General features: G+C 63.3%; 23 protein-coding genes. 6 read left to right on the top strand and 17 right to left on the bottom strand.

Annotation, left to right across the window (positions count from 1 at the left end):
• Window positions 1-177 precede the first annotated feature (177 nt).
• Window positions 178-1182 (top strand): 2-hydroxyacid dehydrogenase, encoded by a 1005-nt coding sequence (locus HHL25_RS14485; protein ID WP_169592289.1) that lies wholly within the window; start codon window positions 178-180, stop codon window positions 1180-1182.
• 9 nt (window positions 1183-1191) lie between these two features.
• Here the strand turns inward: HHL25_RS14485 and HHL25_RS14480 are convergent, their stop codons facing one another.
• The 3 genes from HHL25_RS14480 to recF all read right to left on the bottom strand — a co-directional run bounded on the left by HHL25_RS14480 (window position 1192) and on the right by recF (window position 3664).
• A complete protein-coding gene (locus HHL25_RS14480) occupies window positions 1192-1662 on the bottom strand; it encodes a GNAT family N-acetyltransferase (RefSeq protein WP_315853079.1) in 471 nt (156 codons plus the stop codon).
• 2 nt (window positions 1663-1664) lie between these two features.
• On the bottom strand, window positions 1665-2432 hold the full coding sequence (locus tag HHL25_RS14475; protein ID WP_169592939.1) for a molybdopterin-synthase adenylyltransferase MoeB: 768 nt from the start codon (window positions 2430-2432) through the stop codon (window positions 1665-1667).
• Window positions 2433-2539: 107 nt separating this feature from the next.
• Window positions 2540-3664, bottom strand: coding sequence for a DNA replication/repair protein RecF (gene recF, locus HHL25_RS14470; RefSeq protein ID WP_169592281.1), 1125 nt, complete (start codon window positions 3662-3664; stop codon window positions 2540-2542).
• A 181-nt stretch (window positions 3665-3845) separates the two neighbouring features.
• On the opposite strand from recF, the gene HHL25_RS14465 reads away from it, so the two are divergent.
• Both HHL25_RS14465 and HHL25_RS14460 read left to right on the top strand, forming a co-directional pair.
• A complete protein-coding gene (locus tag HHL25_RS14465) occupies window positions 3846-4133 on the top strand; it encodes a hypothetical protein (protein ID WP_205927833.1) in 288 nt (95 codons plus the stop codon).
• A gap of 86 nt (window positions 4134-4219) precedes the next feature.
• Entirely contained in the window at window positions 4220-4429 is a 210-nt protein-coding gene (locus HHL25_RS14460) for a SlyX family protein (protein WP_169592276.1), read from the top strand.
• 3 nt (window positions 4430-4432) lie between these two features.
• Here the strand turns inward: HHL25_RS14460 and HHL25_RS14455 are convergent, their stop codons facing one another.
• The gene (locus tag HHL25_RS14455) at window positions 4433-5029 is read right to left on the bottom strand and encodes a TetR/AcrR family transcriptional regulator (protein ID WP_169592271.1); all 597 of its coding nucleotides are present in this window, start codon (window positions 5027-5029) and stop codon (window positions 4433-4435) included.
• A 104-nt stretch (window positions 5030-5133) separates the two neighbouring features.
• On the opposite strand from HHL25_RS14455, the gene HHL25_RS14450 reads away from it, so the two are divergent.
• Window positions 5134-5388, top strand: a complete 255-nt coding sequence (locus HHL25_RS14450; protein WP_246701800.1) for a hypothetical protein — start codon at window positions 5134-5136, stop codon at window positions 5386-5388.
• Between the two features lie 67 nt (window positions 5389-5455).
• Here HHL25_RS14450 and dnaJ read toward each other — a convergent pair whose 3' ends face one another.
• From dnaJ to HHL25_RS14415, 7 genes are all read right to left on the bottom strand, one after another.
• Window positions 5456-6604, bottom strand: coding sequence for a molecular chaperone DnaJ (dnaJ, locus tag HHL25_RS14445; protein WP_169592266.1), 1149 nt, complete (start codon window positions 6602-6604; stop codon window positions 5456-5458).
• Between the two features lie 4 nt (window positions 6605-6608).
• Entirely contained in the window at window positions 6609-7082 is a 474-nt protein-coding gene (locus HHL25_RS14440; RefSeq protein WP_169592263.1) for a hypothetical protein, read from the bottom strand.
• Window positions 7082-8995 (bottom strand): molecular chaperone DnaK, encoded by a 1914-nt coding sequence (dnaK, locus tag HHL25_RS14435; protein ID WP_169592260.1) that lies wholly within the window; start codon window positions 8993-8995, stop codon window positions 7082-7084. Before dnaK ends, HHL25_RS14440 begins: the two co-directional genes overlap by 1 nt.
• A gap of 323 nt (window positions 8996-9318) precedes the next feature.
• Window positions 9319-11586: a transglycosylase domain-containing protein gene (locus tag HHL25_RS14430; RefSeq protein WP_169592257.1), complete on the bottom strand. Its 2268-nt coding sequence runs from the start codon at window positions 11584-11586 to the stop codon at window positions 9319-9321.
• A gap of 205 nt (window positions 11587-11791) precedes the next feature.
• Window positions 11792-12250 (bottom strand): YbaK/EbsC family protein, encoded by a 459-nt coding sequence (locus tag HHL25_RS14425; RefSeq protein ID WP_169592254.1) that lies wholly within the window; start codon window positions 12248-12250, stop codon window positions 11792-11794.
• A 337-nt stretch (window positions 12251-12587) separates the two neighbouring features.
• Window positions 12588-13979, bottom strand: a complete 1392-nt coding sequence (locus HHL25_RS14420) for a M20/M25/M40 family metallo-hydrolase (RefSeq protein WP_169592252.1) — start codon at window positions 13977-13979, stop codon at window positions 12588-12590.
• 107 nt (window positions 13980-14086) lie between these two features.
• Complete coding sequence (locus HHL25_RS14415; protein ID WP_169592249.1) at window positions 14087-14518, bottom strand: MarR family winged helix-turn-helix transcriptional regulator; 432 nt, start codon at window positions 14516-14518, stop codon at window positions 14087-14089.
• A gap of 386 nt (window positions 14519-14904) precedes the next feature.
• On the opposite strand from HHL25_RS14415, the gene polA reads away from it, so the two are divergent.
• Together polA and pcaD are read left to right on the top strand one after the other, a co-directional pair.
• A complete protein-coding gene (gene polA, locus HHL25_RS14410) occupies window positions 14905-17889 on the top strand; it encodes a DNA polymerase I (RefSeq protein WP_169592246.1) in 2985 nt (994 codons plus the stop codon).
• 98 nt (window positions 17890-17987) lie between these two features.
• Window positions 17988-18776 carry a 3-oxoadipate enol-lactonase gene (pcaD, locus tag HHL25_RS14405; RefSeq protein ID WP_169592243.1) on the top strand — a complete coding sequence of 263 codons (789 nt, stop codon included), beginning with the start codon at window positions 17988-17990 and terminating at the stop codon, window positions 18774-18776.
• A 57-nt stretch (window positions 18777-18833) separates the two neighbouring features.
• On the opposite strand, the gene phnN is transcribed toward pcaD, so the two are convergent.
• The 6 genes from phnN to phnD all read right to left on the bottom strand — a co-directional run bounded on the left by phnN (window position 18834) and on the right by phnD (window position 24866).
• On the bottom strand, window positions 18834-19436 hold the full coding sequence (gene phnN / locus HHL25_RS14400; protein ID WP_246701799.1) for a phosphonate metabolism protein/1,5-bisphosphokinase (PRPP-forming) PhnN: 603 nt from the start codon (window positions 19434-19436) through the stop codon (window positions 18834-18836).
• Window positions 19436-20575 (bottom strand): alpha-D-ribose 1-methylphosphonate 5-triphosphate diphosphatase, encoded by a 1140-nt coding sequence (locus HHL25_RS14395; protein WP_169592240.1) that lies wholly within the window; start codon window positions 20573-20575, stop codon window positions 19436-19438. Before HHL25_RS14395 ends, phnN begins: the two co-directional genes overlap by 1 nt.
• A 10-nt stretch (window positions 20576-20585) precedes the next feature.
• Window positions 20586-21284 carry a DUF1045 domain-containing protein gene (locus HHL25_RS14390; RefSeq protein WP_169592237.1) on the bottom strand — a complete coding sequence of 233 codons (699 nt, stop codon included), beginning with the start codon at window positions 21282-21284 and terminating at the stop codon, window positions 20586-20588.
• A 122-nt stretch (window positions 21285-21406) separates the two neighbouring features.
• The gene (phnE, locus tag HHL25_RS14385; protein ID WP_169592234.1) at window positions 21407-22897 is read right to left on the bottom strand and encodes a phosphonate ABC transporter, permease protein PhnE; all 1491 of its coding nucleotides are present in this window, start codon (window positions 22895-22897) and stop codon (window positions 21407-21409) included.
• A gap of 10 nt (window positions 22898-22907) precedes the next feature.
• Complete coding sequence (gene phnE / locus HHL25_RS14380) at window positions 22908-23870, bottom strand: phosphonate ABC transporter, permease protein PhnE (protein ID WP_169592231.1); 963 nt, start codon at window positions 23868-23870, stop codon at window positions 22908-22910.
• Window positions 23871-23960: 90 nt separating this feature from the next.
• A complete protein-coding gene (phnD, locus tag HHL25_RS14375) occupies window positions 23961-24866 on the bottom strand; it encodes a phosphonate ABC transporter substrate-binding protein (protein WP_169592228.1) in 906 nt (301 codons plus the stop codon).
• Window positions 24867-24933 lie beyond the last annotated feature (67 nt).

The raw sequence follows: 24933 nt of genomic DNA, 5'->3' as shown, positions 1-24933 counted from the left end.
ACGAATTCAAGGGTATTTCCTGCAGTTCCCGGGCGGTTGCACGCACTTCGCGATAAATCGGACACGAAGCCGTGAGGTTTTGTTTGTCTTCGCCAACGGGTTTGGTAGAAAATGCCCTGAACGGGGAAATTATCCCCGTCTTGGTTAATGACCTCTGAACAAGGCCTCGAATCTTCCATGATGAACAGGAAACGACCCAAGGTTTACATAACCCGGAAACTGCCGGACGCCGTGGAAACCCGGATGCGCGAATTGTTCGAGGCGGAGCTCAACATTGACGACACGCCCCGCACCCAGCCGGAGTTGGTCGCTGCCGTGAAGACCGCCGATGTCCTCGTGCCGACGGTCACGGATCGCATCGACGCGGCGCTGATCGAGCAGGCCGGACCGCAGCTCAAGCTGATCGCCAGTTTCTCGAACGGCTTCGACCACATCGACGTCGATGCTGCCGCACGAAAGGGCATCACCGTCACCAACACGCCGAACGTCCTGACGGAAGATACGGCCGACATGACCATGGCGCTGATCCTTGCCGTGCCCCGCCGTCTGGTGGAGGGTGCGCGCGTGCTGATCGAGAAGCCCGGCGAGTGGACCGGCTGGTCGCCCACCTGGATGCTCGGCCGCCGCATCTGGGGCAAGCGCATCGGCATCATCGGCATGGGGCGGATCGGCACCGCAGTCGCACGCCGTGCCAAGGCTTTCGGCCTGTCGATCCACTACCACAACCGCAAGCGCGTCAACCCTGCCACCGAGGACGAGCTGGAAGCGACCTATTGGGACAGCCTCGACCAGATGCTCGCCCGTGTCGACATCGTCTCGGTGAACTGCCCTTCGACCCCGGCGACCTTCCATCTCCTGTCGGCGCGCCGGCTGGCGCTCATGCAGCCGACCAGCTACATCGTCAACACCGCCCGGGGCGACATCATCGACGAGGATGCGCTGATCCAATGCCTGCGCGAGGGCCGGATCGCCGGCGCCGGTCTCGATGTCTTCGAGAACGAACCCGCGGTTAATCCGAAGCTCATCAGGCTCGCGGGCGAAGGCAAAGTTGTTTTGCTGCCGCATACGGGATCCGCGACGATCGAAGGCCGTATCGACATGGGCGACAAGGTGATCATCAACATCCGCACCTATTTCGACGGTCACCGCCCTCCGAACCGGGTTCTGCCGAGCCGGACTTGAGCCGGCAGGTCACTCAAGCTCCCGTCGCATCTCGATCGACGTGGTCCGGTCGAAACCGGCATGTCGGTTCTCTGCCGTCTTGTGAAAGCCCCATCCGGAAAATACCCGGTGGTTCTCGATGAGTTCGATCCGCGTCTCGAGGCGGAGAGCCTTGAGGCCGTGCTCTCGCGCTGTCGCCTCAGCTGTCACCAGCAGACGCCGCCCGATGCCGCGGCCTTGCATCGTCGGTTCGACTGCAAGCTTGCCGATGTAGAGCGCGTCCGGCTCCGGCTTCAGGAAGATGCAGCCCGCGAGGCGGCCACCGTCCTGGGCGACGAAGGCGCACTCCTGTGAAGCTTTTTCCTTCAGCAATGCCGGTGTCAGCCGGTGGGCGGAGGAGGGAGGATCGATCCGCCAGTCCATATAGGCGAAGGCGCGCAGTATGAGTTCCAACAAATCGCCATGGCGGTCGAAGCTCTGGTCGACGCGGCGGATCTCGATGGTCATCGGGCAGATTTTGCAGCGCGCCGGCGATAGCGGATGGTCTCGAAGCGTGCCGACAGCGCATCGTAGAGCAGCAGTCGCCCGACTAGGGGTTCGCCGACGCCGGTGATGAGCTTGATCGCTTCCATCGCCATCAGCGTGCCGATCACACCGGTCAAAGCGCCGACGATCCCGGCTTCGGCGCAGGCCGGCACGAGCCCCTCGGGCGGCGCTTCGGGGAAGAGGTCGCGATAGCAGGGGTTCTGCTGTCCATCCGGGCCGTGTTCATAGGGTTTGAGCACCGTCAGCGAGCCATCGAACCGGCCGACGGCACCGGTCACCAGTGGAATGCCGGCCTGTTCGGCGGCATCGGCCGCCGCGTAGCGCGTGTCGAAGTTGTCGGAGCCATCGATCAGGAGGTTGAAGCTGCCGAGATGCGTCCGGGCAAACGCGGGGCCGAAGCGTTCCTCATAGCGACGGACCCGCACATTCGGGTTGAGGCGCGCAATGGCGCGTGCGGCGCTCTCCGTCTTTTCCTCGCCGATCGTTCCGGTGTCGTGGATCACCTGCCGCTGCAGGTTGGAGAGCGAAACACGGTCGTCGTCGGCGATGCCGAGCGTGCCGACACCCGCTGCGGCGAGATATTGGAGAACCGGTGCGCCGAGGCCTCCCGCGCCGATCACCAGGACGCGGGCGGATTTCAGGCGCTGCTGTCCTTGCCCCCCGATTTCGGGCAGCAGGATATGGCGATGGTAGCGGGAGATCTCTTCAGGGCTGAGCGGGTCCATGGCGACGATGATGGCACGGTTGTCGGACGGGCGAAAGCCTAGGGTCAAAACTCAATCAGGCGGCCCATCCGGACCAACAGAACACCTATCCTGATTGAGTTTTGGCTCTAGGCCGACAGTACGCTGCCGTGCACGCTGACGAACTGCGCGCGCTCGCCGAGCGCGGAGAACATCGATTTGTCGGTCCCGGTCATGAAGGCCTGGCCGCCCAGGGCATCGATCCGGTCGAAAAGTGCGGCGCGGCGGCCTTCGTCCAGATGCGCGGCGATTTCATCGAGCAGGAGAACCGGAGCGTGGCCGGTCATCGTGGCGACCAGCCTGGCATGGGCGAGCACCAGCCCGACCAGCAATGCCTTCTGTTCGCCGGTAGAACACCGCTCCGCTTCGATGTCCTTGTCGGCATGGCGCACCAGCAGGTCGGCACGGTGGGGACCGTCGAGGGTCCGCCCGGCGCCCGCGTCGCGATAACGCCCGGCCGCGAGCATCGCCATGTAGCGATCCTCGATCTCGATGGCGGGAACGTCGCCCTCTTCATCGAGAAAGCCGCAGAGCGCCAGCGTGGCGGACGGAAAGGTCGAAGCCGCGTCGGCGCGCCCGGTCAGGCCCGCGAGCAGCCCCAGCATCTCCTTGCGTGCCAGGGTCATGGCCACGCCCAGTCCGGCCATCTGCCGCTCGAGGCCGGAAAGCCAGGCCGGATCGAAGCGCCCTTCCGCGAGCAGCTTGTTGCGGCTGCGCATGGCACGCTCGAAATCGCTGGCGCGCCGGCCATGGGCCGGATCCAGCGAAAGGACCAGCCGGTCGAGGAACCGTCGCCGGTCTGCCGCCGGGCCGGTGAAGAGCCCGTCCATCGCCGGCGTGAGCCAGAGGACGCGGAGGTGATCGGTAAGTTCGTCGACGGACTTGGCCGCGGTGCCGTTGATGCGGAGGCGCCGGACGACGGCTTCGCCTTCTCCGTCGCTCCCGGTGCCGATCTCGACCTCGCCCTCCATGCCGTCCACCTCGGCGAAGATCGAGAATCCGCCGGGTGCGCCGACCCGGGCGACATCGGCAAGGCTGGCGCGGCGAAGGCCTCGGCCCGGCGACAGGAAGGAGACTGCCTCCATGAGATTGGTCTTTCCGGCCCCGTTCTCGCCGGTAAGCACGACATGCCGGCCGTCCAGCGACAGGGAGGCCGCGGCATAATTGCGGAAATCCGCGAGCTTCAGCCGATGGATCGTTGTCTTGTGCGTCATGATGGTCCGGTCTTGGTCGTCCCATGAGCTAGGCGGAAAGCCGCCCCATGACAAGGCGGTTCGACTGTTTTCCCTAAGCATGGGTGGAACGGGACCGGGGCTGGGAGACGTTCCGACGCATGGACCGGCACATGGGGCAGGTGTATGGAAATGGAAAGGACGTAAAAGCGGAGATCACCGAATGGCTCCCGATCGAGACGAACTGACGCCGGAAGAGGCGCGCCGTGACCATTGGGAAATGCTGCGGTTCCTTGCCGGTAATGCCCTGTTCGGCGCGGGGATCGGAGTGATGGTGGCCTTTGCATTGATATGGCTCGACATCGGCGGCCTGGGCAGCCACCTTGCGCGCGCCCGCAATCCTTTCCTGCCCGCCGCGATGATCGCCGTACCGCTGGCACTTACCTTCGCCGCCGCCGTCACTGCCTCCGCGATCATGCTGATGCCCTACAAGAAGAAGAAACAGCGCTAGCCGGCCTTGAATGCGATTCCTTTTCGATTGACGGTCTTGTTCCGATCCGCCAGAACCGCGCGGTCGAACCCACGGAGCGAAAGGCCATGACCGAAAACGATGACCGCGTCCTGCGCCTGGAAGAAACGGTCGCACACCAGACCCGCGTGATCGAGGAGCTCTCCGACCAGCTGGCCGAACAGTGGAAGGTCGTCGAGCAGACGCGTGCCAAGCTCGACCGGCTGACCGAACGGTTTCTTTCCTTGGAGGAGCAGGCGCTCGAAGCGCCGGCAGTCACCCGGCCGCCGCACTACTGAGCGCTAGGTCCGAACCGCCACGCCGTCCACGATGGCCGAGACGATCTGCCGGATCTCCGCGTCCGTCACGTCAAGCCTGCTGGTGAGCAGCCGGTTCCAGGCAAAGCTCGAGAAGAGCTCGATCAGCAGTTCCGGATCGACGTCGTTGCGGATCTCGCCCCGCGCCTGCGCCCGGGCGAGGATCGAGCCGCTCTGGCGGCAACGGGACACCGCATAGTCGCGCAGGGCGTTGAGCGCTGCCGGATCGCTTTGCGCCTCGGCGATGATCGAGCGGAAGATCGCGCCGCCGCCGTCCCGCCAGAAGCCGATCAGGCCCCTGAGAAACTGCGTTAGATCGTTCCTCACATCGCCGCTGTCGAGATGGGGAACGACGTCCTTCTGCCGGTGGTAGAGATCGAGAAGCAGGGCTGCCTTTGACGGCCACCAGCGATAGATCGTTGGTTTGCCCGCCTTGGCGCGCTTGGCCACCGCTTCGATCGAAAAGGCGTTCAGACCGCCCTCGAGCAGAATGGCTTCGGCGGCCGCAAGGATCGCCTCTTCGCTCGCGGGATTGCGCTGCGATCCGATCGACGTCCGGCGATCCGCTGACTGTTTGGCCATCTGGTTCTTGGTCTCCATTTTTTGAGCATTTAGCACGAATATCTATTGAACGAAACGATCCGTTTCTATATAGAACGAAACGTCCCGTTTCTATGGAGAAAGATATGTCTACCGAAAATACCTCCCGACCGATCCCGTCCAAGCTTCGTCTGGCTCTTCTCATGCTGGCCGCGGTCTACCCCTTCGTAACGGCAATTCTCTATGTGCTGCTGCCTCTGACCGAAGGCTGGCCGATCTGGGCTCGCACCCTCATTCTGGCACCGGTGATGGTATTAAGCATCGTCTACGCGATTGCGCCTGCCATCCAGCGACGCTTCAGCTGGTTCATCCTGCGCCAGCCACGCGCCATGGCCGCATGAAGAAACAGAAAAGCGAGCCGGAACGGTCTCCGGCTCGCTTTGCATTCAACCACGATGTCGAGTGACTTTAGTCGCTCAGCGTGTCGAAGAAATCCTTCATCCGGGCGAAAAAGCCCGTCGACTCCGGATTGTTCTCCTTCGACGACAACTGTTCAAACTCCTGCAACAGTTCGCGCTGGCGCTTGGTCAGCTTCTGCGGGGTTTCGATCTGGATCTGGATGTAGAGGTCGCCCGTCTGCGCCGAACGCAGCACCGGCATGCCCTTGCCCTTCAGGCGAAACTGCTTGCCCGCCTGCGTGCCTTCCGGAACCGTCACGCGCGACTTGGCGCCGTCGAGCGTCACCACGTCGAACGTCCCGCCGAGTGCCGCCGTCGTCATCGAGATCGGCACCGAGCAGTAGAGATCCGCGCCGTCACGCTGGAAAAACTCGTGCGGCTTGACCGACAGGAAGATGTAGAGGTCGCCTGACGGCCCACCCCTCAGGCCAGCCTCGCCTTCGCCCTGCAGGCGGATGCGGGTGCCGTCCTCGATACCGGCCGGGATATTGACCGAAAGAGAGCGCTCTTCCGTCACGCGACCCTGACCGTGGCACTTCCCGCAAGGATCGGAAATCGTCTGCCCGCGACCGTGACAGGTTGGGCAGGTCCGCTCGACGGAGAAGAAGCCCTGGGCCGCCCGGATGCGGCCGCTGCCCTGACAGGTGGTGCAGGTCGTCGGCTTGGTGCCCGGCTTGGCGCCGGTGCCGGTGCAGGCCTCGCAGGTGATCGAGGTCGGCACGCGGATCTGCGCCGTCTTGCCGGTGAAGGACTCCTCGAGCGAGATCTCCATATTGTAGCGAAGATCGGCGCCGCGTTCGCGACCGCCGCTCGAGCGTGCACGGCCACCGCGACCGCCGCCCATCATCTCGCCGAAGATATCCTCGAAGATGTCGGAGAAGCCGCCGCCGGCAAATCCGCCACCACCCGGATGGAAGCCGCCGCCACCGCCCTGTTCGAAGGCGGCATGGCCGAAACGATCATAGGCCGCGCGTTTCTGCGGGTCCTTCAGCGTCTCATAGGCTTCGTTGATCTCTTTGAATTTCTTTTCAGATTCGGCGTCGTCCGGGTTCTTGTCCGGATGGTATTTCATAGCCAGCTTGCGGAAGGCGCTCTTCAGCTCCTTCTCGTCAGCCGTCTTGGCGACCCCGAGGGTCTCGTAAAAATCTGCTTTTGCCATGGTCTTACAAAGCTCTCAAAGCCTTCTCCACACTCGTGTGGCTGCCAGTCTTCTTGCCTGCCTGCTTCTCGCAGGCTGCCATGTCTTTCTGGAAGTCGGAAGCCGCGGCGCGGGCATCCTCGATCAGCATGCGGCGAGGCTCGCCCTTGTTCGCCAGTCCGTCCGCCGCAGAAACGGCGAGAAAGGCGAGCGAATGGGCTGCCATGTCGCAGGAGGTCACGCTGCCGCCTTCTTCGCGGCGCTTGAGCGCTGCTTCGATGACGCGGCCGAGCTCGCTGCCTGTCTTGGAAAGTTGCCGACTGTCGCCGGCGCCGATCGCCTTGACGATGGTGGCCTCAGCGGCACTCACCTTGCGGAAGACGGTTTCCATCTGCCCCTTGTCCTGCGCCATGACGGTGCTTGCGCAGAGGGCCAATGAAAATGCGGCTGGCCCGAAGGCCAGCCTCTTGAAGGTGAAGCGTCGCTGCGGCCGCTGCATCAGGCCGACTTCTTCGCGTCTTCGTCCTTGACCTCTTCGTAGTCGGCATCGACGACATCGTCATCCTTGCCGCCTTCCGAAGCGCCGGCGCCTTCCTCGGCCTGCTGGGCCTCGTAGATCGCCTGACCGAGCTTCATGGACACTTCCATCAGCGACTGCGTCTTGGCCTGAATGTCGTCGGCATCGGGCTCGGAAGCCTCGATGGCGGTCTTCAGGGTTGCGATCGCATCCTCAATGGACTTGCGGTCGGCCTCGGAAACCTTGTCGCCATAGTCCTTGAGCGACTTTTCCGTCGAATGGACGAGGCTCTCGGCATGGTTCTTGGCTTCGACTGCGGCACGACGCTTCTTGTCGTCCTCGGCGTGAGCCTCGGCGTCCTTGACCATCTTCTCGATGTCGGCGTCAGACAGGCCACCGGAAGCCTGGATGCGGATCTGCTGCTCCTTGCCGGTGCCCTTATCCTTGGCCGAAACCTGGACGATGCCGTTGGCGTCGATGTCGAAGGTGACTTCGATCTGCGGCATGCCGCGCGGTGCCGGCGGCAGGCCGACGAGGTCGAACTGGCCGAGCAGCTTGTTGTCCGCCGCCATTTCGCGCTCGCCCTGGCTGACGCGGATGGTCACGGCATTCTGATTGTCTTCCGCGGTCGAGAAGGTCTGGCTCTTCTTGGTCGGGATCGTGGTGTTACGATCGATCAGGCGGGTGAAGACGCCACCGAGCGTTTCGATGCCGAGCGACAGCGGGGTCACGTCGAGAAGCAGAACGTCCTTGACGTCGCCCTGCAGAACGCCGGCCTGGATGGCGGCGCCCATGGCAACCACTTCATCCGGGTTCACGCCCTTGTGCGGTTCCTTGCCGAACAGCTGCTTGACGATTTCCTGGACCTTCGGCATGCGGCTCATGCCGCCGACGAGTACCACTTCCTCGATTTCGCTGGCGGAAACGCCGGCGTCCTTGAGAGCTGCCTTGCACGGAGCGACGGTGCGCTGGACGAGGTCGTCGACCAGGCTCTCGAACTTGGCGCGGGTCAGCTTCATCGTCAGGTGCTTCGGACCGGAAGCATCGGCGGTGATGAACGGCAGGTTGATTTCGGTCTGCTGCGACGAGGAGAGCTCGATCTTGGCCTTTTCCGCAGCTTCCTTGAGGCGCTGCAGGGCGAGCTTGTCGTTCTTCAGGTCGATGCCGTTGTCCTTCTTGAACTCGGCTGCGAGGTACTCGACGAGGCGCATGTCGAAGTCTTCGCCGCCGAGGAAGGTATCGCCGTTGGTCGACTTCACTTCGAAGACGCCGTCACCGATTTCGAGGATGGAGATATCGAAGGTACCGCCGCCAAGGTCGTAGACGGCAATCGTCTTGCCTTCGCGCTTGTCCATGCCGTAGGCGAGGGCGGCTGCGGTCGGCTCGTTGATGATGCGCAGGACTTCGAGGCCGGCGATGCGGCCTGCGTCCTTGGTTGCCTGGCGCTGGGCGTCGTTGAAGTAGGCCGGAACGGTAATGACGGCCTTTTCGACCTTCTCGCCGAGATAGGCTTCCGCGGTTTCCTTCATCTTCTGGAGAACCATGGCCGAGATCTGCGACGGCGAATAGCCCTTGCCCTGGGCTTCTACCCAAGCGTCGCCGTTGTCACCCTTGACGATATGGAACGGGACGAGACCCTTGTCCTTCTCGACGGTCGGATCTTCGTAACGGCGGCCGATCAGGCGCTTAACGGCGAAGAGGGTGTTGGTCGGGTTGGTTACGGCCTGACGCTTGGCCGGCTGGCCAACGAGGCGTTCGCCGTCCTCCGTGAAGGCAACCATCGACGGGGTGGTGCGTGCACCTTCCGAATTTTCGATGACCTTTGCATCCTTGCCGTCCATGACGGAGACGCAGGAATTGGTCGTTCCAAGGTCGATACCGATTACTTTAGCCATGTCATTCTCTCCTTGAAGCAGGCCGTCGGAACCCCGGTAAGGCATTCCCCTGACGGCCCCTCGACGTGGATGGTCTGGGTTTCGCAGTCTGGCTGCGGTTTATGTCGCGTATATAAGAAGCGGTTTTTCCGACTGCAAGGCTGGAAATCGGCTGTAATCCAGTAAAAAGAACAGATTGGCGCCTTGTTTCCCCGCCTTGTCCCACGCACGAAAACCGTCTCGTTGGCAAGGAGCGCTAGCAGGCAAGCCTTGCGCCGGGCTGCATCCGAAAGATGGAGCCGGCGGTGCCGCTTTGCAAGCGCCCGGTCGTGGTTCCCGCTTGATCACTGGCCCATGATGATGTCGAGGAGTGTCGTGCGCCGGGTCGCGGGCTGCACGGGCGATCCGCCGCCGACGTCGGCCGGTGGGACCGGCCCGTCGTAGCCACCCTGTTCAGTGTTGTCCTGCGGCGGTCCCGCGGTCGGTAGGTCTTCCGGAGGAAGCCCCTGTTGCGCTGTTGGGCGGGCCGCCGGATAACGTTCCTCCCCGCCGGAAAACACATCCGAAATGATCGTTCCGATCGTGGTCGGTTCGGGTTGAGGCTCGACATAGCCTTCGCCGGCAAGCGGTACCGGCGTCAACCCGGCATGGGCCGCTGTCATGAAGTCGTGCCATGCTTTCGCGGGCAGGCCGCCGCCGGTCACCTTCTTCATCGACTGGCCGTCGTCGTTGCCGAACCAAACGCCCGTCGTCAGGTTGCTGGTATAGCCGACGAACAGCGCGTCGCGGAACGACTGCGTGGTTCCGGTCTTGCCGGCGGCTTCCCATCGGTCGAGGCGCGCCTTCTTGCCGGTGCCCTCTTCGATCACGCCTTTCATCATGCGGTTCATGTTCGCGATGATCGGCTCGCTGAGCACGCGCGGCGGCTCGGCATAGTCGTTCTCGTAGAGCACCTTGCCGTCGACGTTGGAAATGCGACGCACGATGTGCGGCGTCGCCTTGTAGCCGCCGTTCATGAAGGGCGCATAGGCCGCCGTGAGTTCAAGCAGCGAGACCTCCGACGTGCCGAGCGCAATCGAGGCGTTCGACTGGAGTTCGGATTCGATGCCCAGCCGGTGGGCAAGCTTGATCACGTGGTCGGGGCCGACCTCCATGACCAACTGGGCGGCGATCGTATTCAGCGACTCGGCAAGCGCCTTGCTGAGCGTTACCGGCCCCCGATATTTCTCGTCATAGTTTTCCGGCGTCCAGGCGCCGATCCTTATCGGTGCGTCGTTGCGTGTCGAATCGGGGCGTGCGCCCATCTCGAGCGCGGCTGCATAGACGAAGGGCTTGAAGGCGGAACCCGGCTGGCGCTTGGCCTTGACCGCGCGGTTGAACTGGCTGTCGGCATAGTCCTTGCCGCCCACCAGCGCCCGGATGGCCCCGGTTCCGTCGATTGACACCAGTGCGGCCTGCGATGCCTTGAGCTTGTCGCCTTCGGCCTCCAGCGTCTCGACGATCGCCTCTTCGGCCTTCCTTTCGAGGTTCATATCGATGGTCGTCTCCACCACCAGATCTTCGCCGACCGTGCCGACGAGCATCTTCACCTCGTCGAGCACCATGTCGGCCACGTACTGGCCTGCACCCGTCCAATAGCGCTTGGCCTGGGTGGGTGGTTGCGACATCGCGGTCTTGATCTCGTCTTCGCTGATGAAGCCTTCCTCGCGCATCGCGCCGAGAACGACCTGAGCGCGCGCTTCGGCAGCCTCCGGATCGCGCGCCGGCGAAAGGCGGGACGGGGCTTTCAGCAGGCCGGCGAGAAGGGCTGCCTCGCCGAGATTGACGTCACGCGCCGATTTCGAAAAGTAGCGCCGCGAGGCCGCCTCGACGCCATAGGCGTTCGAACCGAAATAGACCCGGTTGAGATACATCGCGAGGATCTGGTCCTTGGTGAACTTGTGCTCGAGCCAGAAGGAGAGCAGAACCTCCTGCACCTTTCGCTCCAGCGTGCGTTCCGGCGACAGGAAGAGGTTCTTGGCCAGCTGCTGGGTAAGCGTCGAGCCACCCTGCACGGTGCGTCCGCTGATAAGATTGGTCACCACGGCACGCGCGAGCCCCAGCGGGTCTACACCGAAATGCGAATAGAAGCGCCGATCCTCGATGGCGATGACGGCCTGCGGGATGAAGGGCGACATGTCTTCGAGCGCGAGAGCCTCACCGCCCGTTGCACCGCGATTGGCGATTACCGTACCTTCGACCGAGACGATCTTGACGTTCGGCGGGCGTTCCGGGATCGACCAGACGTTGGCGCTCGGCATGCGCGCGCCGTAATAGGCGACCACGCCGGCAATGCCTATGCCGCCCCAGATGCCGAGCACGATGCACCAGTAGATCATCCGGCTGATCAGCCCGGACAGTCCCCCGGAGGAACGGCGCTTCCGGCCGCGCTTTTGCTTGCTCCCGCGTGATGTCTTCGGCTCGGATTTGGCGGCACGGGTTTTCGAACGGCTGGCCGTGCGTTTCCCGCCGATCCGGTCGCCGGCATCCAGACGGATCTCGTCGTCGTCTTCTTCGGGGCCGTCCCCGAAGGTCGGCTCGACGCGTTCGCGGGATTTTCCTCTGCTTGCCATGGCTGGCGATCATGCTCCAGAAACGTGAGCGCCCCCGATCCGGTGATGCCCGGAGCGCGTTCGACGCGAAATGTTGCGGCCGCATGACAAGCAGGAAGGCGCGGCCGAAGAATTGCATTTTAAATACGGCGATTTAAGGGGGGGTTAACAGCCGGTAAACCAATCGGAAATCGTCTGTTCGCCGCTGCAGGTGAGGGATCCCGCCCTACTGGCAGAGATCGGCCCATTCGGCGTTGGTCAGTTCCGCCATGCGTGAGGGCGCGATGTGGACGGCCGAGTTGGTCGCACCCGCCGCCGGAACCACTTGGTCGAAGGACTGGAGCGACACGTCGCAATACACCTTGAGTGCGTTGGGCAGGCCGAACGGGCAGACACCGCCGACCGGATGGCTGGTCGCCTCGACGACCTCCTCGGCACCCAGCATGCGTGGCTTCACACCAAAGCGATCCTTGAATTTTCGGTTATCGAGGCGCTTCGTCCCGGCCGCGACGACGAGCACGACCTCGTCGCCGATCCGCAGGCAGATCGTCTTGGCGATCTGGTCTGGTTCGACACCATGCGCCTCTGCGGCAAGCGCCACGGTCGCGGAACTCGCGTCGGTGACGATCACGTCGATGTCGGGGGCTTTTTCGGCGAAGAAGGAACGGACGGATTCGAGGCTCATGCGGTATTTCTATGCGCAACCGCGGCCGGTCGACAAGACGGGTTTTCGCCGGCCTCTTGATATCGTGTCCCGGCAACCCCACTTGAAGGTCAACCAGTGCAGCGGCCGCCGAAAGATGAGCTGCAGCATTTCGGATCAGCGGCAGCGCGGCATTAACCAGCGGTTAATCACTTCGCGCCATCCTGCTGATCATGGAACGAAGGAAACCTTCAAGGCTCCGACGTTCGAAAACGTGCATTGCTTGTTTCCGCCCCTGACCACGGATGTACTGGCAGGTGCGTCGAAACAAGGGACGAAAGGTCGGGTAACCCCCGGCCTTTTTGCTTTTTCAGGCCTCTTACGACGAGGCCAGCGCATCCATGATGCGGATCCACGACCGGATGCCCTTGTGGAAGGAGTTGAGGTCGTACTTCTCGTTCGGCGAATGGATGCGGTCGTCGGTCAGGCCGAAGCCGACGAGCAGCGAATCCATGCCGAGCATCTTCTGGAAATCGCCGACGATCGGGATCGAGCCACCCATGCCGATGACCACGGCCGGCTTCGGCCACTCGTCCGACAGCGCGTTCTTCGCCTTGGTGAGCACGGGTGAATCATAGGAAAGCTGGATGGCCGGCGAGCCGCCGTGCTCGTGGAAGTCGACCGAGCAGTCCGCAGGGATCCGGGAGCGCACATAAGCGCGGAAGCTCTCGCGGATCTTGGCCGGATCCTGCTCCCCGACCAGGCGGAACGAAACCTTGGCAGAGGCCTTGGCGGCGATCACGGTCTTGAAGCCTTCGCCCGTGTAGCCACCCGTGATGCCGTTCACTTCCGCAGTCGGACGGGCCCAGGTCAGCTCGAGAACGGAGCGGCCCTTTTCGCCGGACGGGACCGACAGCCCCACCTCACCGAGAAAGCTCTCGGCGGTGCGGCCGAGCATATCCCACGAGGCCTTGATATTGGCCGGAGTTTCCTCGACGCCCTCGTAGAAGCCGGGAAGCGTGATGCGTCCCGTTTCGTCATGCAGGCCGGCGAGAATGTCGACGAGGATATGGATCGGATTGGCGGCAGCGCCGCCGAAAAGGCCGGAATGAAGGTCGCGGTCGGCGGCGGTGACGGTGACCTCGTCGCCGACCAGGCCGCGCAGCGCGGCGGCGATCGCCGGCGTCTCGCGATCCCACATGCTGGTGTCGCAGACCAGCGCATAGTCGGCTTTCAGTTCGGCTGCATTGGCCGACAGGAAAGGCTTCAGCGACGGCGAGCCGGACTCTTCTTCCCCTTCGAACAGGATGGTGACCTTGATCGGCAGGCTGCCATGGATCGCCTTGTAGGCGCGGCAGGCCTCCAGGAACGTGAGCAACTGGCCCTTGTCGTCGGACGTGCCGCGGCCGGTGATCACCTTGCGGCCTGGCTCGATTTCCTTGATCGCCGGCGCAAAGGGATCATCCTCCCAGAGATTGAGCGGATCGACGGGCTGGACGTCGTAATGGCCGTAGAACAGCACATGCGGTGCGTCAGTCTTGGCGCCGGCATGATGGGCGACCACCATCGGGTGGCCGGGCGTATCGCGCACCGAGGCGTCGAAGCCGAGCGCCGTAAGCTCTGTCACCAGCCATTCGGCCGCCTTGCGGCACTCCGCCTTGAAGGCCGGGTCGGTGGAGATCGAACGGATCTTCACCAGGTCGAACAGGCGGTCGAGGCTTTGCGGCAGAGCCTTGTCGGCGCTGTCGAGTACGGCGGAAATATCGGTCATGGTATCCATCCGGGACATTGCAAATCGGCCGGACGATAGACCAAAGGTCCGCCCGTTTCGAGGGCGGTTGAAACAAAATCTCGCGGTTGGGATGCTGTACTGAGGCTCTACAGCTTGCGGGCGTTCTCAATCGCCCAGCGCATGTATTCGAGCATGAGCTCCTTCTCGAAGCGGCGGAACCCGGCAAAGAGCGCCTGGTCGGCCTCGCTGGCCGCCGAAAGCGCCTCGTCCTTCAGGTTTCGTGCCTTGATGGTCAGGAAGACCAGCTGCGCGCGGCGATCGGAGGGGTGCGGACGTCGCTCGATCAGCCCGTCGCGCTCCATACGAGCCAGCGTATTGGCCATCGTCGCCTGCTCGACGTCAACACGTTCCAGGAGCTGTTTCTGGGTCAGTCCTTCCTCGTTCCAGAGTTCGAGGAGGATCGGGAACTGGCCGGCCGAAAATCCCAGCTTTGCCGCACGCGTCTGCAGGGCGCGGGCAAATTCCTTGGCCAGTTGGCCGGCGAGGTAGGTGGCGGAATCGGAACGATTGAAAGCCATGACAATCGATAGGCCGGTTCGTCGCCGCTCTCAAGATTAAATCGCAGGCGATATAGTTCTCATATGACGATTTTTGGAAATACGAATGTGGGTGAGGATTTCAGAAGCCGCCATGGCTTGGAGGCGGACGCCATGGCGGCTTCGAAATAAGGGGACAAAGGCCCGGAGAGGGGGATAAGGCCTTTGTCCAGTCTGAAGCGGCGGGGGACGGGCCTCTTTCAGACAGCGGCGTGATCAGGCGCCGGTGACTATGAAATGTGCGGCAGAATATGGTTTTTCAAGGGAAGGCCGGATTACAAATTTGTAACGTTTGCGTGTTCGGCGCTGCCTTCGAGATTTCGAACTTTGTATGGACGCCCCGAACGCCTCGCGCTATCCATGCAGCCATGAAAAAAGGCGATCATCTCTTCCTCATCGACGGCTCCGGATTCATCTTTCGGGCCTTTCACGCGCTGCCGCCGCTGACCCGCAAATCCGACGGCTTGCCGGTCGGCGCGGTTTCGGGCTTTTGCAACATGCTGTGGAAGCTGCTGACCGACGCACGTGACACCAGCGTCGGGGTGACGCCGAGCCATCTCGCGGTCATCTTCGACTATTCCTCGAAGACCTTCCGCAAGGAGCTTTACCCGGAATACAAGGCGAACCGCTCGGCGCCGCCGGAAGAGCTCGTTCCCCAGTTCGGCCTGATCCGCGAGGCGACCCGCGCCTTCAACCTGCCCTGCATCGAGACCGAAGGCTTCGAAGCTGACGACATCATCGCCACCTATGCCCGCGCGGCCGAAGCGATCGGCGCCGACGTGACGATCGTCTCCTCCGACAAGGACCTGATGCAGCTCGTCACGCCGAACGTCCACATGTATGACAGCATGAAGGACAAGCAGATCGGCATCCCTGAAGTCGTCGAGAAATGGGGCGTGCCGCCGGAAAAGATGATCGACCTCCAGTCGCTGACCGGAGATTCGACCGACAACATTCCGGGCATTCCTGGCATCGGCCCTAAGACGGCGGCGCAACTGCTCGAGGAATATGGCGATCTGGACACGCTGCTCGCCCGCGCCGGGGAGATCAAGCAGGTCAAGCGCCGCGAAAACATCGTCGCGAATGTCGAGCTTGCCCGCCTGTCGCGCCAGCTCGTCACCTTGCGGACGGATGTTCCGCTCGACCTGCCGCTTGATTCCCTGTCGCTGGAAAAGCAGGATGGCCCGCGCCTGATCGGCTTCCTGAAGGCCATGGAATTTACCACGCTCACCCGTCGTGTCGCCGAGGCCTGTGATTGCGACGCCTCGGCAATCGAGCCCTCGGCTATCGGGATCGAACGGGGCCAGGCGGCCCACGGACCGGATCTCGACGCGGCAACGCCGACCTCCGAAGCAGCACCGGGCGCTGTTTCCGGCGCATCGGCTGTATCGCCGGCTGCCACTGCTGCCAACGGCGATCTGACGCCCTCCGATCTTGCAGCCGCCCGCGCAGCCGCGTTCCACGGGCGCAAGATCGACATCACGAGTTACCAGACGATCCGCGATCTCGACACTCTGAAGGGGTGGATCGCCGCCGCGCGCGAAACCGGCCTCGTCGCTTTCGATACGGAAACGACGAACATCGATCCCATGCTCGCCGATCTCGTCGGCTTCTCGCTCGCGATCGCCGACAATGCCCTGCAGCCGGGTTCGCCCGAGATCCGCGCGGCCTATGTGCCTTTGACCCACAAGACCGGAGTGGGAGATCTGTTGGGCGGCGGTATGGCGGACGGGCAGATCCCGATGGCCGAGGCACTGGCCGTCCTCAAGGACATGCTGGAGGATCCCTCGATCCTCAAGGTCGCCCAGAACCTGAAGTATGACTACCTGCTGATGAAGCGCTACGGCGTGGCCATCAAGGGCTTCGACGACACCATGCTGATGTCCTATGTGCTGGATGCCGGCAAGGGAAACCACGGCATGGACGGGCTCTCCGAGCGTTGGCTTGGCCACACGCCGATCGCCTACAAGGATGTGGCCGGCAGCGGAAAGTCTTCCCTGACGTTCGATCTGGTCGACATCGACAAGGCGACCGCCTATGCGGCGGAGGACGCGGACGTGACCTTGCGGCTGTGGATGGTACTGAAGCCCCGCCTGGCCGCCGAGAAGCTGACCCGCATCTACGAACGTCTGGAACGCCCGCTGGTCCCCGTGCTCGCCGATATGGAAGAGCGCGGTATCTCGATCGATCGCCAGATCCTCTCGCGCCTCTCCGGCGAACTCGGGCAGAAGGCCGCCGCCTTCGAGGACGAGATCTACGAACTGGCCGGTGAGCGCTTCAACGTCGGCTCGCCCAAACAGCTGGGTGACATCCTGTTCGGCAAGATGGGTCTGCCGGGCGGATCGAAGACCAAGACCGGCCAGTGGTCGACCTCGGCCCAGGTTCTCGAGGACCTGGCCGCGGAAGGTGCACCGCTCCCGCGCAAGATCGTCGACTGGCGCCAGCTGACCAAGCTGAAATCCACCTATACGGACGCCTTGCCGGGTTATGTCCATCCGCAGACGAAACGGGTCCACACGAGTTACTCGCTGGCCGCCACCACGACCGGCCGGCTCTCGTCGTCGGAACCGAACCTGCAGAACATTCCGGTTCGCACCGCCGAAGGCCGCAAAATCCGCACCGCCTTCATCGCGACCCCGGGCCACAAGCTGCTCTCCGCCGACTACAGTCAGATCGAATTGCGCGTGCTCGCCCATGTCGCCGAGATCCCGCAGCTGCGCCAGGCGTTTGCGGATGGTGTCGACATTCACGCCATGACGGCCTCCGAGATGTTCGGTGTCCCGGTCGAGGGCATGCCGTCGGAAGTCCGCCGACGTGCCAAGGCCATCAATTTCGGCATCATCTACGGCATTTCGGCCTTCGGTCTGGCCAACCAGCTCGGCATCGAGCGTTCCGAGGCGGGTGACTACATCAAGAAGTATTTCGAGCGGTTCCCCGGCATCAAGGACTACATGGAAAGCACCAAGGCCTTTGCCCGCGAGAACGGCTACGTCGAGACGATCTTCGGCCGACGCGCCCATTATCCGGAGATCAAGTCGTCCAACCCGTCGATGCGGGCATTCAACGAGCGTGCCGCGATCAATGCTCCGATCCAGGGATCGGCGGCGGACATCATCCGCCGGGCCATGATCAAAATCGAACCGGTGCTGGCCGAGGCGGGGCTCGGTGAAAGGGTGCGGATGCTTCTGCAGGTCCACGACGAACTGATCTTCGAAGTCGAAGAAGAGGCCATCGAGGCGGCCATGCCGATCATCGTCGAGACGATGGAGCACGCTGCCATGCCGGCCATTGCGATGCGCGTGCCGCTGAAGGTCGATGCGCGGGCTGCCCACAACTGGGATGAAGCGCACTGACCGGTGCGCCTCCCGGGCGATGACAGGTCGGAACCCGCCCGAAACGATCCACAAACAAGCCGTGGCGAAAACGATCCGGCACAAGCGAGGAAGACACCATGGCATTCGCCAAAATCAACGGCATAACCGTCCACTACGAACTGCTCGGCGAGGCGAATGCGAAGAACCTCGTCGTCTTCTCGAATTCACTCGGCACCGATTTCCGCATCTGGCTTCCAGTCTTCGACGAACTGGGTGACGACGTTTCGGTCCTCCTCTACGATTCCCGCGGCCATGGCCTGACCGGCGGGGCCGACACGGCCTTCGGCATTGACGACCTCGTCGACGACCAGATTGCGCTGGTCGAGCATCTCGGCATCAAGCGCGCCGTGTTCTGCGGCCTTTCCGTCGGCGGTCTCGTCGCTCAGGGCGTCTGGAAGAAGCGGCCGGATCTCGTCAAGAAGCTCGCCCTCTGTGATACGGCCGCGAAGATCGGCACGGCCGACACCTGGAACGCCCGCATCGATGCGATTGCCAAGGGCGGCCTGGAAAGCATAGCCGACAATGTGATGCAGCGCTGGTTCACGCCGGACTTCCACGCCGAGCGCGCCGACGAGCTGGCCGGCTACCGGACCATGATGACCCGCCAGTCGGCAGCCGGATACGCCACCACCTGCGCGGCCATCCGCGATGCCGATTTCTCCGATGTCCTGGAGACGATTTCCGTCCCGGTTCTCTGCGTGGTCGGCGACCAGGACGGCTCGACGCCGCCGGATGTCGTGAAGGCAACCGCTGACCGGATCCCCGGCGCCCACCTCGAGATCATCGACGGCTGCGGCCATATCCCCTGCGTCGAGCAGCCGGAGGATCTGGCCGGCCTGCTGCAGCGGTTCCTCAAGAAGGCCTGACCAGCGGCAGCGCTCCCCGTTCTGAAAAGGGGCGGGGACGACGTCCGGCGCGATGGCTCATCGATTGCGGCGGCCTGCCAGGATATCCTCCAGCGTTGCGATCAGTTTTTCGCCCGCGTCGGCGAGCAGTCCGCTGTTGTCGATGTCGACCACATCATAGTCACCGTCGACCGCCAGCGACCCGCGCTTCAGGCGCTCGAGGATTTCCGCCCGGCTTTCGCGGCCGCGCGCTGTCAACCTTTCGGCGAGCACCTCGGGGGAGGCGGTGACGTTGACGACCACCAGCGGCGAGAAAGCCCTGGCGAAATGCGGAAGCGCCGAACGGGAACCGTTGGCGATCACCAGGTGACCGAGCGCCAGCTTCTCGTGCACGGCTGCCGGAATGCCGTAGCTCAAGCCGTGGGCATCCCAGTCGACGGCGAATGCGCCACCTTCCTTGAGCGTGGAAAAGTCGGCTGTCGAGACCCCGAGATGGGCTTCCCCACCGGCGTCGGTCGGTCGGGTGATCACGCGGCGGACGAAATCCACCTCGGGCCGCCCGGCGAAATGCGCCTTCGCGATATGGATGAGGCTGTCCTTGCCGGCGCCGCTCGGACCGACGACGGCCACCATCGTGCCAGTCGTCTTCTTGGTGATTGTTCCGGCCGGCTTTCCTTCCATCAGGCGACCCTCTGTCCTTCGCGCCAGACGGAGCGCACCACCGGCACACCGTCCGAGCGCCGGACGCGCACGAGGTCTGCGCGCAGTCCGGAGGCGATCCGGCCGCGATCGTCGAGGCCGACAGTGCGCGCCGGCGTCGAAGTCACCATGGCGAGCGCCCGCGGCAGCGAGATCGCGTCGAATTCGTCAGCAAGGACGAAGGCGGCATGCAGCAGGCTGAGCGGCACGTAATCGGAGGAGAGAACGTCGAGAACGCCACGCTCGGCAAGATCGCGCGCGGCGATATTGCCGGAATGTGACTTGCCGCGAACGACGTTCGGCGCCCCCATCAGGACGCTCATGCCGGCCTTGTGCGAGGCTTCGGCAGCCTCGAGGCTGGTCGGGAATTCGGCGAGCTTGACCCCGTGTCCCTTGGCTTCTTCGACATGCGCCAGCGTCGCGTCGTCATGGCTGGCAACGGTGATCCCGCGCGCCGCGCATATCCCCGCCAGCGTGTCGCGGTGCAGCGCGGAATAACGCGCGGAGAGCGCCAGCCGGCTCTCGACGAAACGGGCAAAGGCCTCGTCCGTCAGTCCGCGCTTGGTCTTGTAGTAGAGCGTGTACTGATCCATCGTCTGGAACTGGCGCTGCCCCGGAGAATGGTCCATCAGCGAGGCAAGCCGCACATGCGGATCGTTCTCGAAATCGGCGAAATGGTCGAGCACGTTGTCGGAAGCCACCTCGCAGCGCAGGTGGATGAAGTGCTGGGCGCGCAGCCGGTCCTCGCGTTCCGCCGCCTGGATGGCATCGGCCATGTCGCGCATCTCGCCCTTGTCGAAGCCGCCGTCTTCGTCGGACCCCATGCGCAGGCAGTCGAACACGGTGGTGATGCCGGAGGTCACGACCTGGGCGTCATGGGCCTGGATCGCCGAGGTCTTGTGCCAGCGGACGCCGGGGCGCGGTGAGTAGTGCGATTCCAGATGGTCGGTATGGAGCTCGATGAGGCCGGGGATCAGGTAGTCGCCGCCGAAATCCTCGCCGGCGCGCGCGCTGCCTTCCGAAACATCGGCGATGAGGCCGTCGCGGATCTGAACGGAGCCTTCGATGATCTGGTCATCCAGGACTATGCGGGCGTTGGAAAAAATGGTTTCGGCGGACATGGGCGAGCTTTCAGAGGTTTTCTGTGCCGGCGAGCGGCTTCCAGGTCAGGACTGTAAAGGGCGCGCCCCGATCGGGTTCGACAAAGAGCGCAAGGCCGGAAATGCGAAGTGGCCTTTGGGTGAAAGAGGAAAAACGGTCGGTCGCGAGGGCGTGCATCGCCGGAGCAAGATGCGTCTCCACGGGACCGCTAAGCGTCATGTGGAAACGGAACTCGTCCATCACGTAAGGATAGCCCCAGCGCATCAGGTGGTTGCGCTGTGCCTCCGACAGGCGCTCTGGCTTGCGCCTTGCGACGTCGGCGTCCGACAGCGGCGCACGAAACGGCTCGAAGGCCTCGACGGCGGCGGCGGCAAAATCCTGCAGCGGCTTGTGGATGTCGGCCGGAACGATGGCGAAGAATGGCCCGAGCTGATCCACCACGACGGAGGGAATGTCGAAGGCAGGCTGCGCGCTGCAGAACCTGTCGAACGCCTCGACGAGATCCGCCTCGCTGCGCCCGTCGGCAAGGGAAAAGGGTGCCTTGATCGTCGCGTGGAAACCGTAGCGCCGCGGATCGGCGGTCAGCTCGCAGAACACCTCCGTGGGAAAGGTCCCAGTCTCGCCGATCTGCAGGTCCCGGCCGCCGAAGGCGTCGCGGCCGAGCCAGGCGGCGGCGGTCTGCGTCAGGGGATCGTCGGCGGGTGGCGTGAAGTAGAGCGCATAGCGCAAGGGGCAAATCCTCGTATCGGTGGGCGCCGCCAGAATGACCTGTCAGGCATGCGCCGTACAAGCCGGTTTCGCTAGCCGATGCGCATGACAGATTGATGATGATTTCGGCGTTTCCGCCGAAATCAGTGTCGCGTACCCATCAGTCGCGAGCGAAGGGCGTTGGAGATGCCGTCGAAGATGAAGACGACGAGGAGGATGAGCAACACCATGTAGGCGACGTTTTCCCAGTCGGAATTCGTCCGCATGGCTTCCCACAGCTTGAGACCGATGCCGCCGGCGCCGACCGCGCCGATGATCGTGGCCGAGCGGGTGTTCGATTCCCAGAAGTAGAGCGCCTGCGATGCAAACAGCGGCATGACCTGCGGCAGTACGCCGAAGCGCTGGACGGCGAGCGGGCTCGCGCCCACCGACTTGACCCCTTCGCGCTGCTTGTCATCGATGTTTTCGAGCGCTTCCGAATAGAGCTTGCCGAGCGTGCCCGTGTCGGTGAAGAAGATTGCCGAAATCCCCGCGAGCGGCCCGGGGCCGAAGGCGCGGGTGAAGAACAGCGCCCAGATGAACATGTCGACGGAGCGCTGGAAGTCGAAGAACCGCTTCGTCAGCTGGTTGATGACGCCGTTGTGCATAATGTTGCGCGCGGCGATGAAGGACAGCGGGAAGGCGACCAGCATGGCGAAGAAGGTGCCGACGAAGGCCATCACGATGGTCTGGAGTAGTTTTGTCCAAACGTCGAGGTGCTGCCAGGACGGATTGTAGAGAATGTCGTTCCACGCAAGCGACAGGTTGCTCTGCGTCGGATCGAGCCGTTCGCCGGAAACGACGAGTTGCCCCACGTCGCCGAAGCTCTTGCCGAAGAAGGCGGAGTTGGTGTCGAAGAAGAAGTTGGCCCAGCCCAGGAAACGCTTGTGGATCTTGACCACGTCGCCGCGAACCTCCGCCCAACCGGAAAAGCCAAAGGCAAGAACGATCTTCTCGCCTGGCGCACGTTGTGTCGCCCATATCGGCAGCGCGGTATCAGTTTCGACGCGGCCATCCTTCGAAAGGGTCAGCTGAAGTACTTCGTCTCCCCGTGTGACGCGCACACCGTCTCGCGAGACGTCGAGGCGGTCGGAGGCGTTGAACTGGACGCTGGCCCGGGTCACGACCTCCTCGGTGCGTGTTTCCGTCCGCGCCGTAGCAAGCGCCTGTTGCGCGGTGTTCGGCGCCATGAATGAGAACGACGAGCTGGCCTTGGGCACCGAACCCTGTCCTTCGGCCGGAATCTCGAGCGTGCGGGTCACAGTCTCGCGCTCGGCGACCAGCCAGTCCGGATTGGGATTGGGGCCGATGGGATCGAAGCGCGGATAGACGATGCTCATGTTGCCGTCGTCGCCGATCTCGATGTCGGGTCGGACTTCATAGGAGATCCAGTCTGCCAGATAGGTGCCGGCAATGCCCCAGTTGGCGGTCCCGAGCACCTGGCCGATCGCGAAGAACCACCAGCAGAAGAGGAAATAGAGGACGACCGCGCCGCCGATCAGCAGGAGGCGAAAGCGCATCCAGAACGAGGGCTGCAACAGGTTTCCGTGGCGGGCGGCGATCGCGTCGAGTTCGGCGGGGCTCAGCGTTTTCATGGGGTGTTCCTCAGATCACGGCCTGGAAGGCCTGGTCGCCGACGAGCTTGCGGCGAAGCCATGCGGAAAGCTGGTCCACGGCGATGATCGTCAAGAAGAGCAAAAGGACGATTGCGAGGGTCTTTGCTTCATGGCCCCGGCTGATCGACAGGCGAAGCTGCTCGCCGATGCCGCCGCCGCCGACCGCGCCGATGATCGTCGAGGCGCGAACGTTGATTTCGAGCCGCAGCAGGAAGTAGCTCATGAAGTTCGGCAGTACCTGCGGCACCATGCCGAACCACGCCCGCTCGATCCAGCTGGCGCCGACGGCCTTCAGGCCCTCGTCCGGTTTCATGTCGGCGTTTTCGATCACCTCGAAGAACAGCTTGCCAAGGGCCCCGATGGTGTGGATCGACACCGCGATGATCGCCGGAATGGGGCCGAGCGACAGGATTGCGAGGAAGAAACCGGCCAGAACGATCTCCGGAAAGGCGCGCAGGATCTCCATGAAGCGACGCACGGCCATCCTGACGACGCGGTTGTGCGTCATGTTTCGCGCGGCGAAAAAGGCGAGGACGGAACCGAAGATGAAGCCGATCAGCGTCGACAGGACGGCGATGTTGAGCGTTTCCGCCATCTTGTAGAAGTATTCGGGAATGTAGAGTGTCTCGGTGACGTAGTAGCGGCCTTCGTTATAGTCGTATTGCAGGCTGCCGTCATAATAGGGGGAGGGCAGGTCGAACATCGCCCGCCAGATCTCCATACCGTCACGAGGGACCAGATCGCCGACGAAATCGAACACATGCGGCAGCCGTTCGATGAATTTTCCGGAATTGCTCTCGTTGGCGAACCACAGCGATCCGAACAGGACAGTCGCCAGGCCGATGAAACCGAGGGCCGTGTAGAGGCGCCGGCTGCGGGCGAGTTCCTGCCAGTGGCGCTCGACGACGGAGCCCCGTTCGCTGAGGCCGGGCTGCAAGAGGGAAGCACTCATGGTATACCGCTTTCGACCGCTCGGGGGATGGCATGACATGAAATCGCCGCCGGAACGTCTCTATCCCGGCGGCGATCGATGGGGTGGCTATCAGCCGCCGATGGTGGCCTTGCGGGCGTCGATGATCGGCTTGTAGAAGTCGACGTTGACTTCGGTGAAGCCGGTGAAGTCGCCGCCCTGGACGGCCGAGAAGCAGGCCGGGTCAGACTTCGGCAGGTCCATCATGAACGTCTTGAACTTGGACTTCATGTCGTCGTTCATCGACGAGCGGACGACGACCGGACCGTTCGGGATCAGCGGCGACTTCCAGAGTTCGACGAGGTCGTCCATGTTCAGAACGCCCTTGTCGACCATCTTCTTCAGGTTGCCCGAGGTGTAGCCGTCCTTGAATTCGCCAACGCCCGAACCGAAGGTCGTGCCGGCGTCGAAGGTGCCCTTCAGCACTTCGAGGACGAGGTTTTCGTGGCCGCCGCCGAAGCCGGTTTCCGCAACATATTCCTTGACCGGGCCGCCGATCGCTTCCGGAAGCGTGACGGTCGGGATCAGGTAGCCGGAGGTCGAGTCCGGGTCTGCGAAGCCGAGCTTCTTGCCCTTGATGTCGGTGACCTTGGTCATGCCCGAATCCTTGCGGGCGACCATGATGGAGTAGTAGCCCATCGAGCCGTCGGTCTGGACGGTCGTCAGGATCGGCTCGACGGCCTTGGCGTCGGCGAGGTAGATCTTGGCGAAGCCGGAAGCGCCGAGTTCGGCGTAGTCGAGGGTGCCGCCGAGCAGGCCCTGGATGACGCCGTCATAGTCGGCAGCCGGGAACAGCGATACCTTTTCGACGCCGAGAACGGCAGGCAGCTTGTCGACCATGCACTGGTAGTTGCGCAGGCGGTCGGCTTCGTTTTCACCGCCAAGGATACCGATGCGGAACTCCTTGAGGTCTTCGGCAGCAGCGGCGCCGGCGAGCGATACGAGTGCCACGGCGGCAAGAAGGGTCTTCTTCAACATGAGTCCATCTCCTGTTTTCCGGATGTTCCGGTGAGAATCTTGTCTGTTATCGGGTTTGCCCTTCACG

Origin of the sequence: Rhizobium terricola (assembly GCF_012927355.1) — a bacterium.
In the GTDB taxonomy this organism is placed as follows: Bacteria; Pseudomonadota; Alphaproteobacteria; order Rhizobiales; family Rhizobiaceae; genus Allorhizobium; species Allorhizobium terricola.
Note: the sequence above shows the minus strand (reverse complement) of the source record. Positions and strands in the feature narration are given on the sequence as shown.

What these genes read in the sequence shown, in the direction of transcription:
- HHL25_RS14485 (WP_169592289.1), top strand. Translation starts at nt 178, where the DNA reads ATGATGAACAGGAAACGACCCAAGGTTTACATAACCCGGAAACTGCCG.
- HHL25_RS14475 (WP_169592939.1), bottom strand. Translation starts at nt 2,432, where the DNA reads ATGGACCCGCTCAGCCCTGAAGAGATCTCCCGCTACCATCGCCATATC.
- recF (WP_169592281.1), bottom strand. Translation starts at nt 3,664, where the DNA reads ATGACGCACAAGACAACGATCCATCGGCTGAAGCTCGCGGATTTCCGC.
- HHL25_RS14465 (WP_205927833.1), top strand. Translation starts at nt 3,846, where the DNA reads ATGGCTCCCGATCGAGACGAACTGACGCCGGAAGAGGCGCGCCGTGAC.
- HHL25_RS14460 (WP_169592276.1), top strand. Translation starts at nt 4,220, where the DNA reads ATGACCGAAAACGATGACCGCGTCCTGCGCCTGGAAGAAACGGTCGCA.
- HHL25_RS14455 (WP_169592271.1), bottom strand. Translation starts at nt 5,029, where the DNA reads ATGGCCAAACAGTCAGCGGATCGCCGGACGTCGATCGGATCGCAGCGC.
- HHL25_RS14450 (WP_246701800.1), top strand. Translation starts at nt 5,134, where the DNA reads ATGTCTACCGAAAATACCTCCCGACCGATCCCGTCCAAGCTTCGTCTG.
- dnaJ (WP_169592266.1), bottom strand. Translation starts at nt 6,604, where the DNA reads ATGGCAAAAGCAGATTTTTACGAGACCCTCGGGGTCGCCAAGACGGCT.
- HHL25_RS14440 (WP_169592263.1), bottom strand. Translation starts at nt 7,082, where the DNA reads ATGCAGCGGCCGCAGCGACGCTTCACCTTCAAGAGGCTGGCCTTCGGG.
- dnaK (WP_169592260.1), bottom strand. Translation starts at nt 8,995, where the DNA reads ATGGCTAAAGTAATCGGTATCGACCTTGGAACGACCAATTCCTGCGTC.
- HHL25_RS14430 (WP_169592257.1), bottom strand. Translation starts at nt 11,586, where the DNA reads ATGGCAAGCAGAGGAAAATCCCGCGAACGCGTCGAGCCGACCTTCGGG.
- HHL25_RS14425 (WP_169592254.1), bottom strand. Translation starts at nt 12,250, where the DNA reads ATGAGCCTCGAATCCGTCCGTTCCTTCTTCGCCGAAAAAGCCCCCGAC.
- HHL25_RS14420 (WP_169592252.1), bottom strand. Translation starts at nt 13,979, where the DNA reads ATGACCGATATTTCCGCCGTACTCGACAGCGCCGACAAGGCTCTGCCG.
- HHL25_RS14415 (WP_169592249.1), bottom strand. Translation starts at nt 14,518, where the DNA reads ATGGCTTTCAATCGTTCCGATTCCGCCACCTACCTCGCCGGCCAACTG.
- polA (WP_169592246.1), top strand. Translation starts at nt 14,905, where the DNA reads ATGAAAAAAGGCGATCATCTCTTCCTCATCGACGGCTCCGGATTCATC.
- pcaD (WP_169592243.1), top strand. Translation starts at nt 17,988, where the DNA reads ATGGCATTCGCCAAAATCAACGGCATAACCGTCCACTACGAACTGCTC.
- phnN (WP_246701799.1), bottom strand. Translation starts at nt 19,436, where the DNA reads ATGGAAGGAAAGCCGGCCGGAACAATCACCAAGAAGACGACTGGCACG.
- HHL25_RS14395 (WP_169592240.1), bottom strand. Translation starts at nt 20,575, where the DNA reads ATGTCCGCCGAAACCATTTTTTCCAACGCCCGCATAGTCCTGGATGAC.
- phnE (WP_169592234.1), bottom strand. Translation starts at nt 22,897, where the DNA reads ATGAAAACGCTGAGCCCCGCCGAACTCGACGCGATCGCCGCCCGCCAC.
- phnE (WP_169592231.1), bottom strand. Translation starts at nt 23,870, where the DNA reads ATGAGTGCTTCCCTCTTGCAGCCCGGCCTCAGCGAACGGGGCTCCGTC.
- phnD (WP_169592228.1), bottom strand. Translation starts at nt 24,866, where the DNA reads ATGTTGAAGAAGACCCTTCTTGCCGCCGTGGCACTCGTATCGCTCGCC.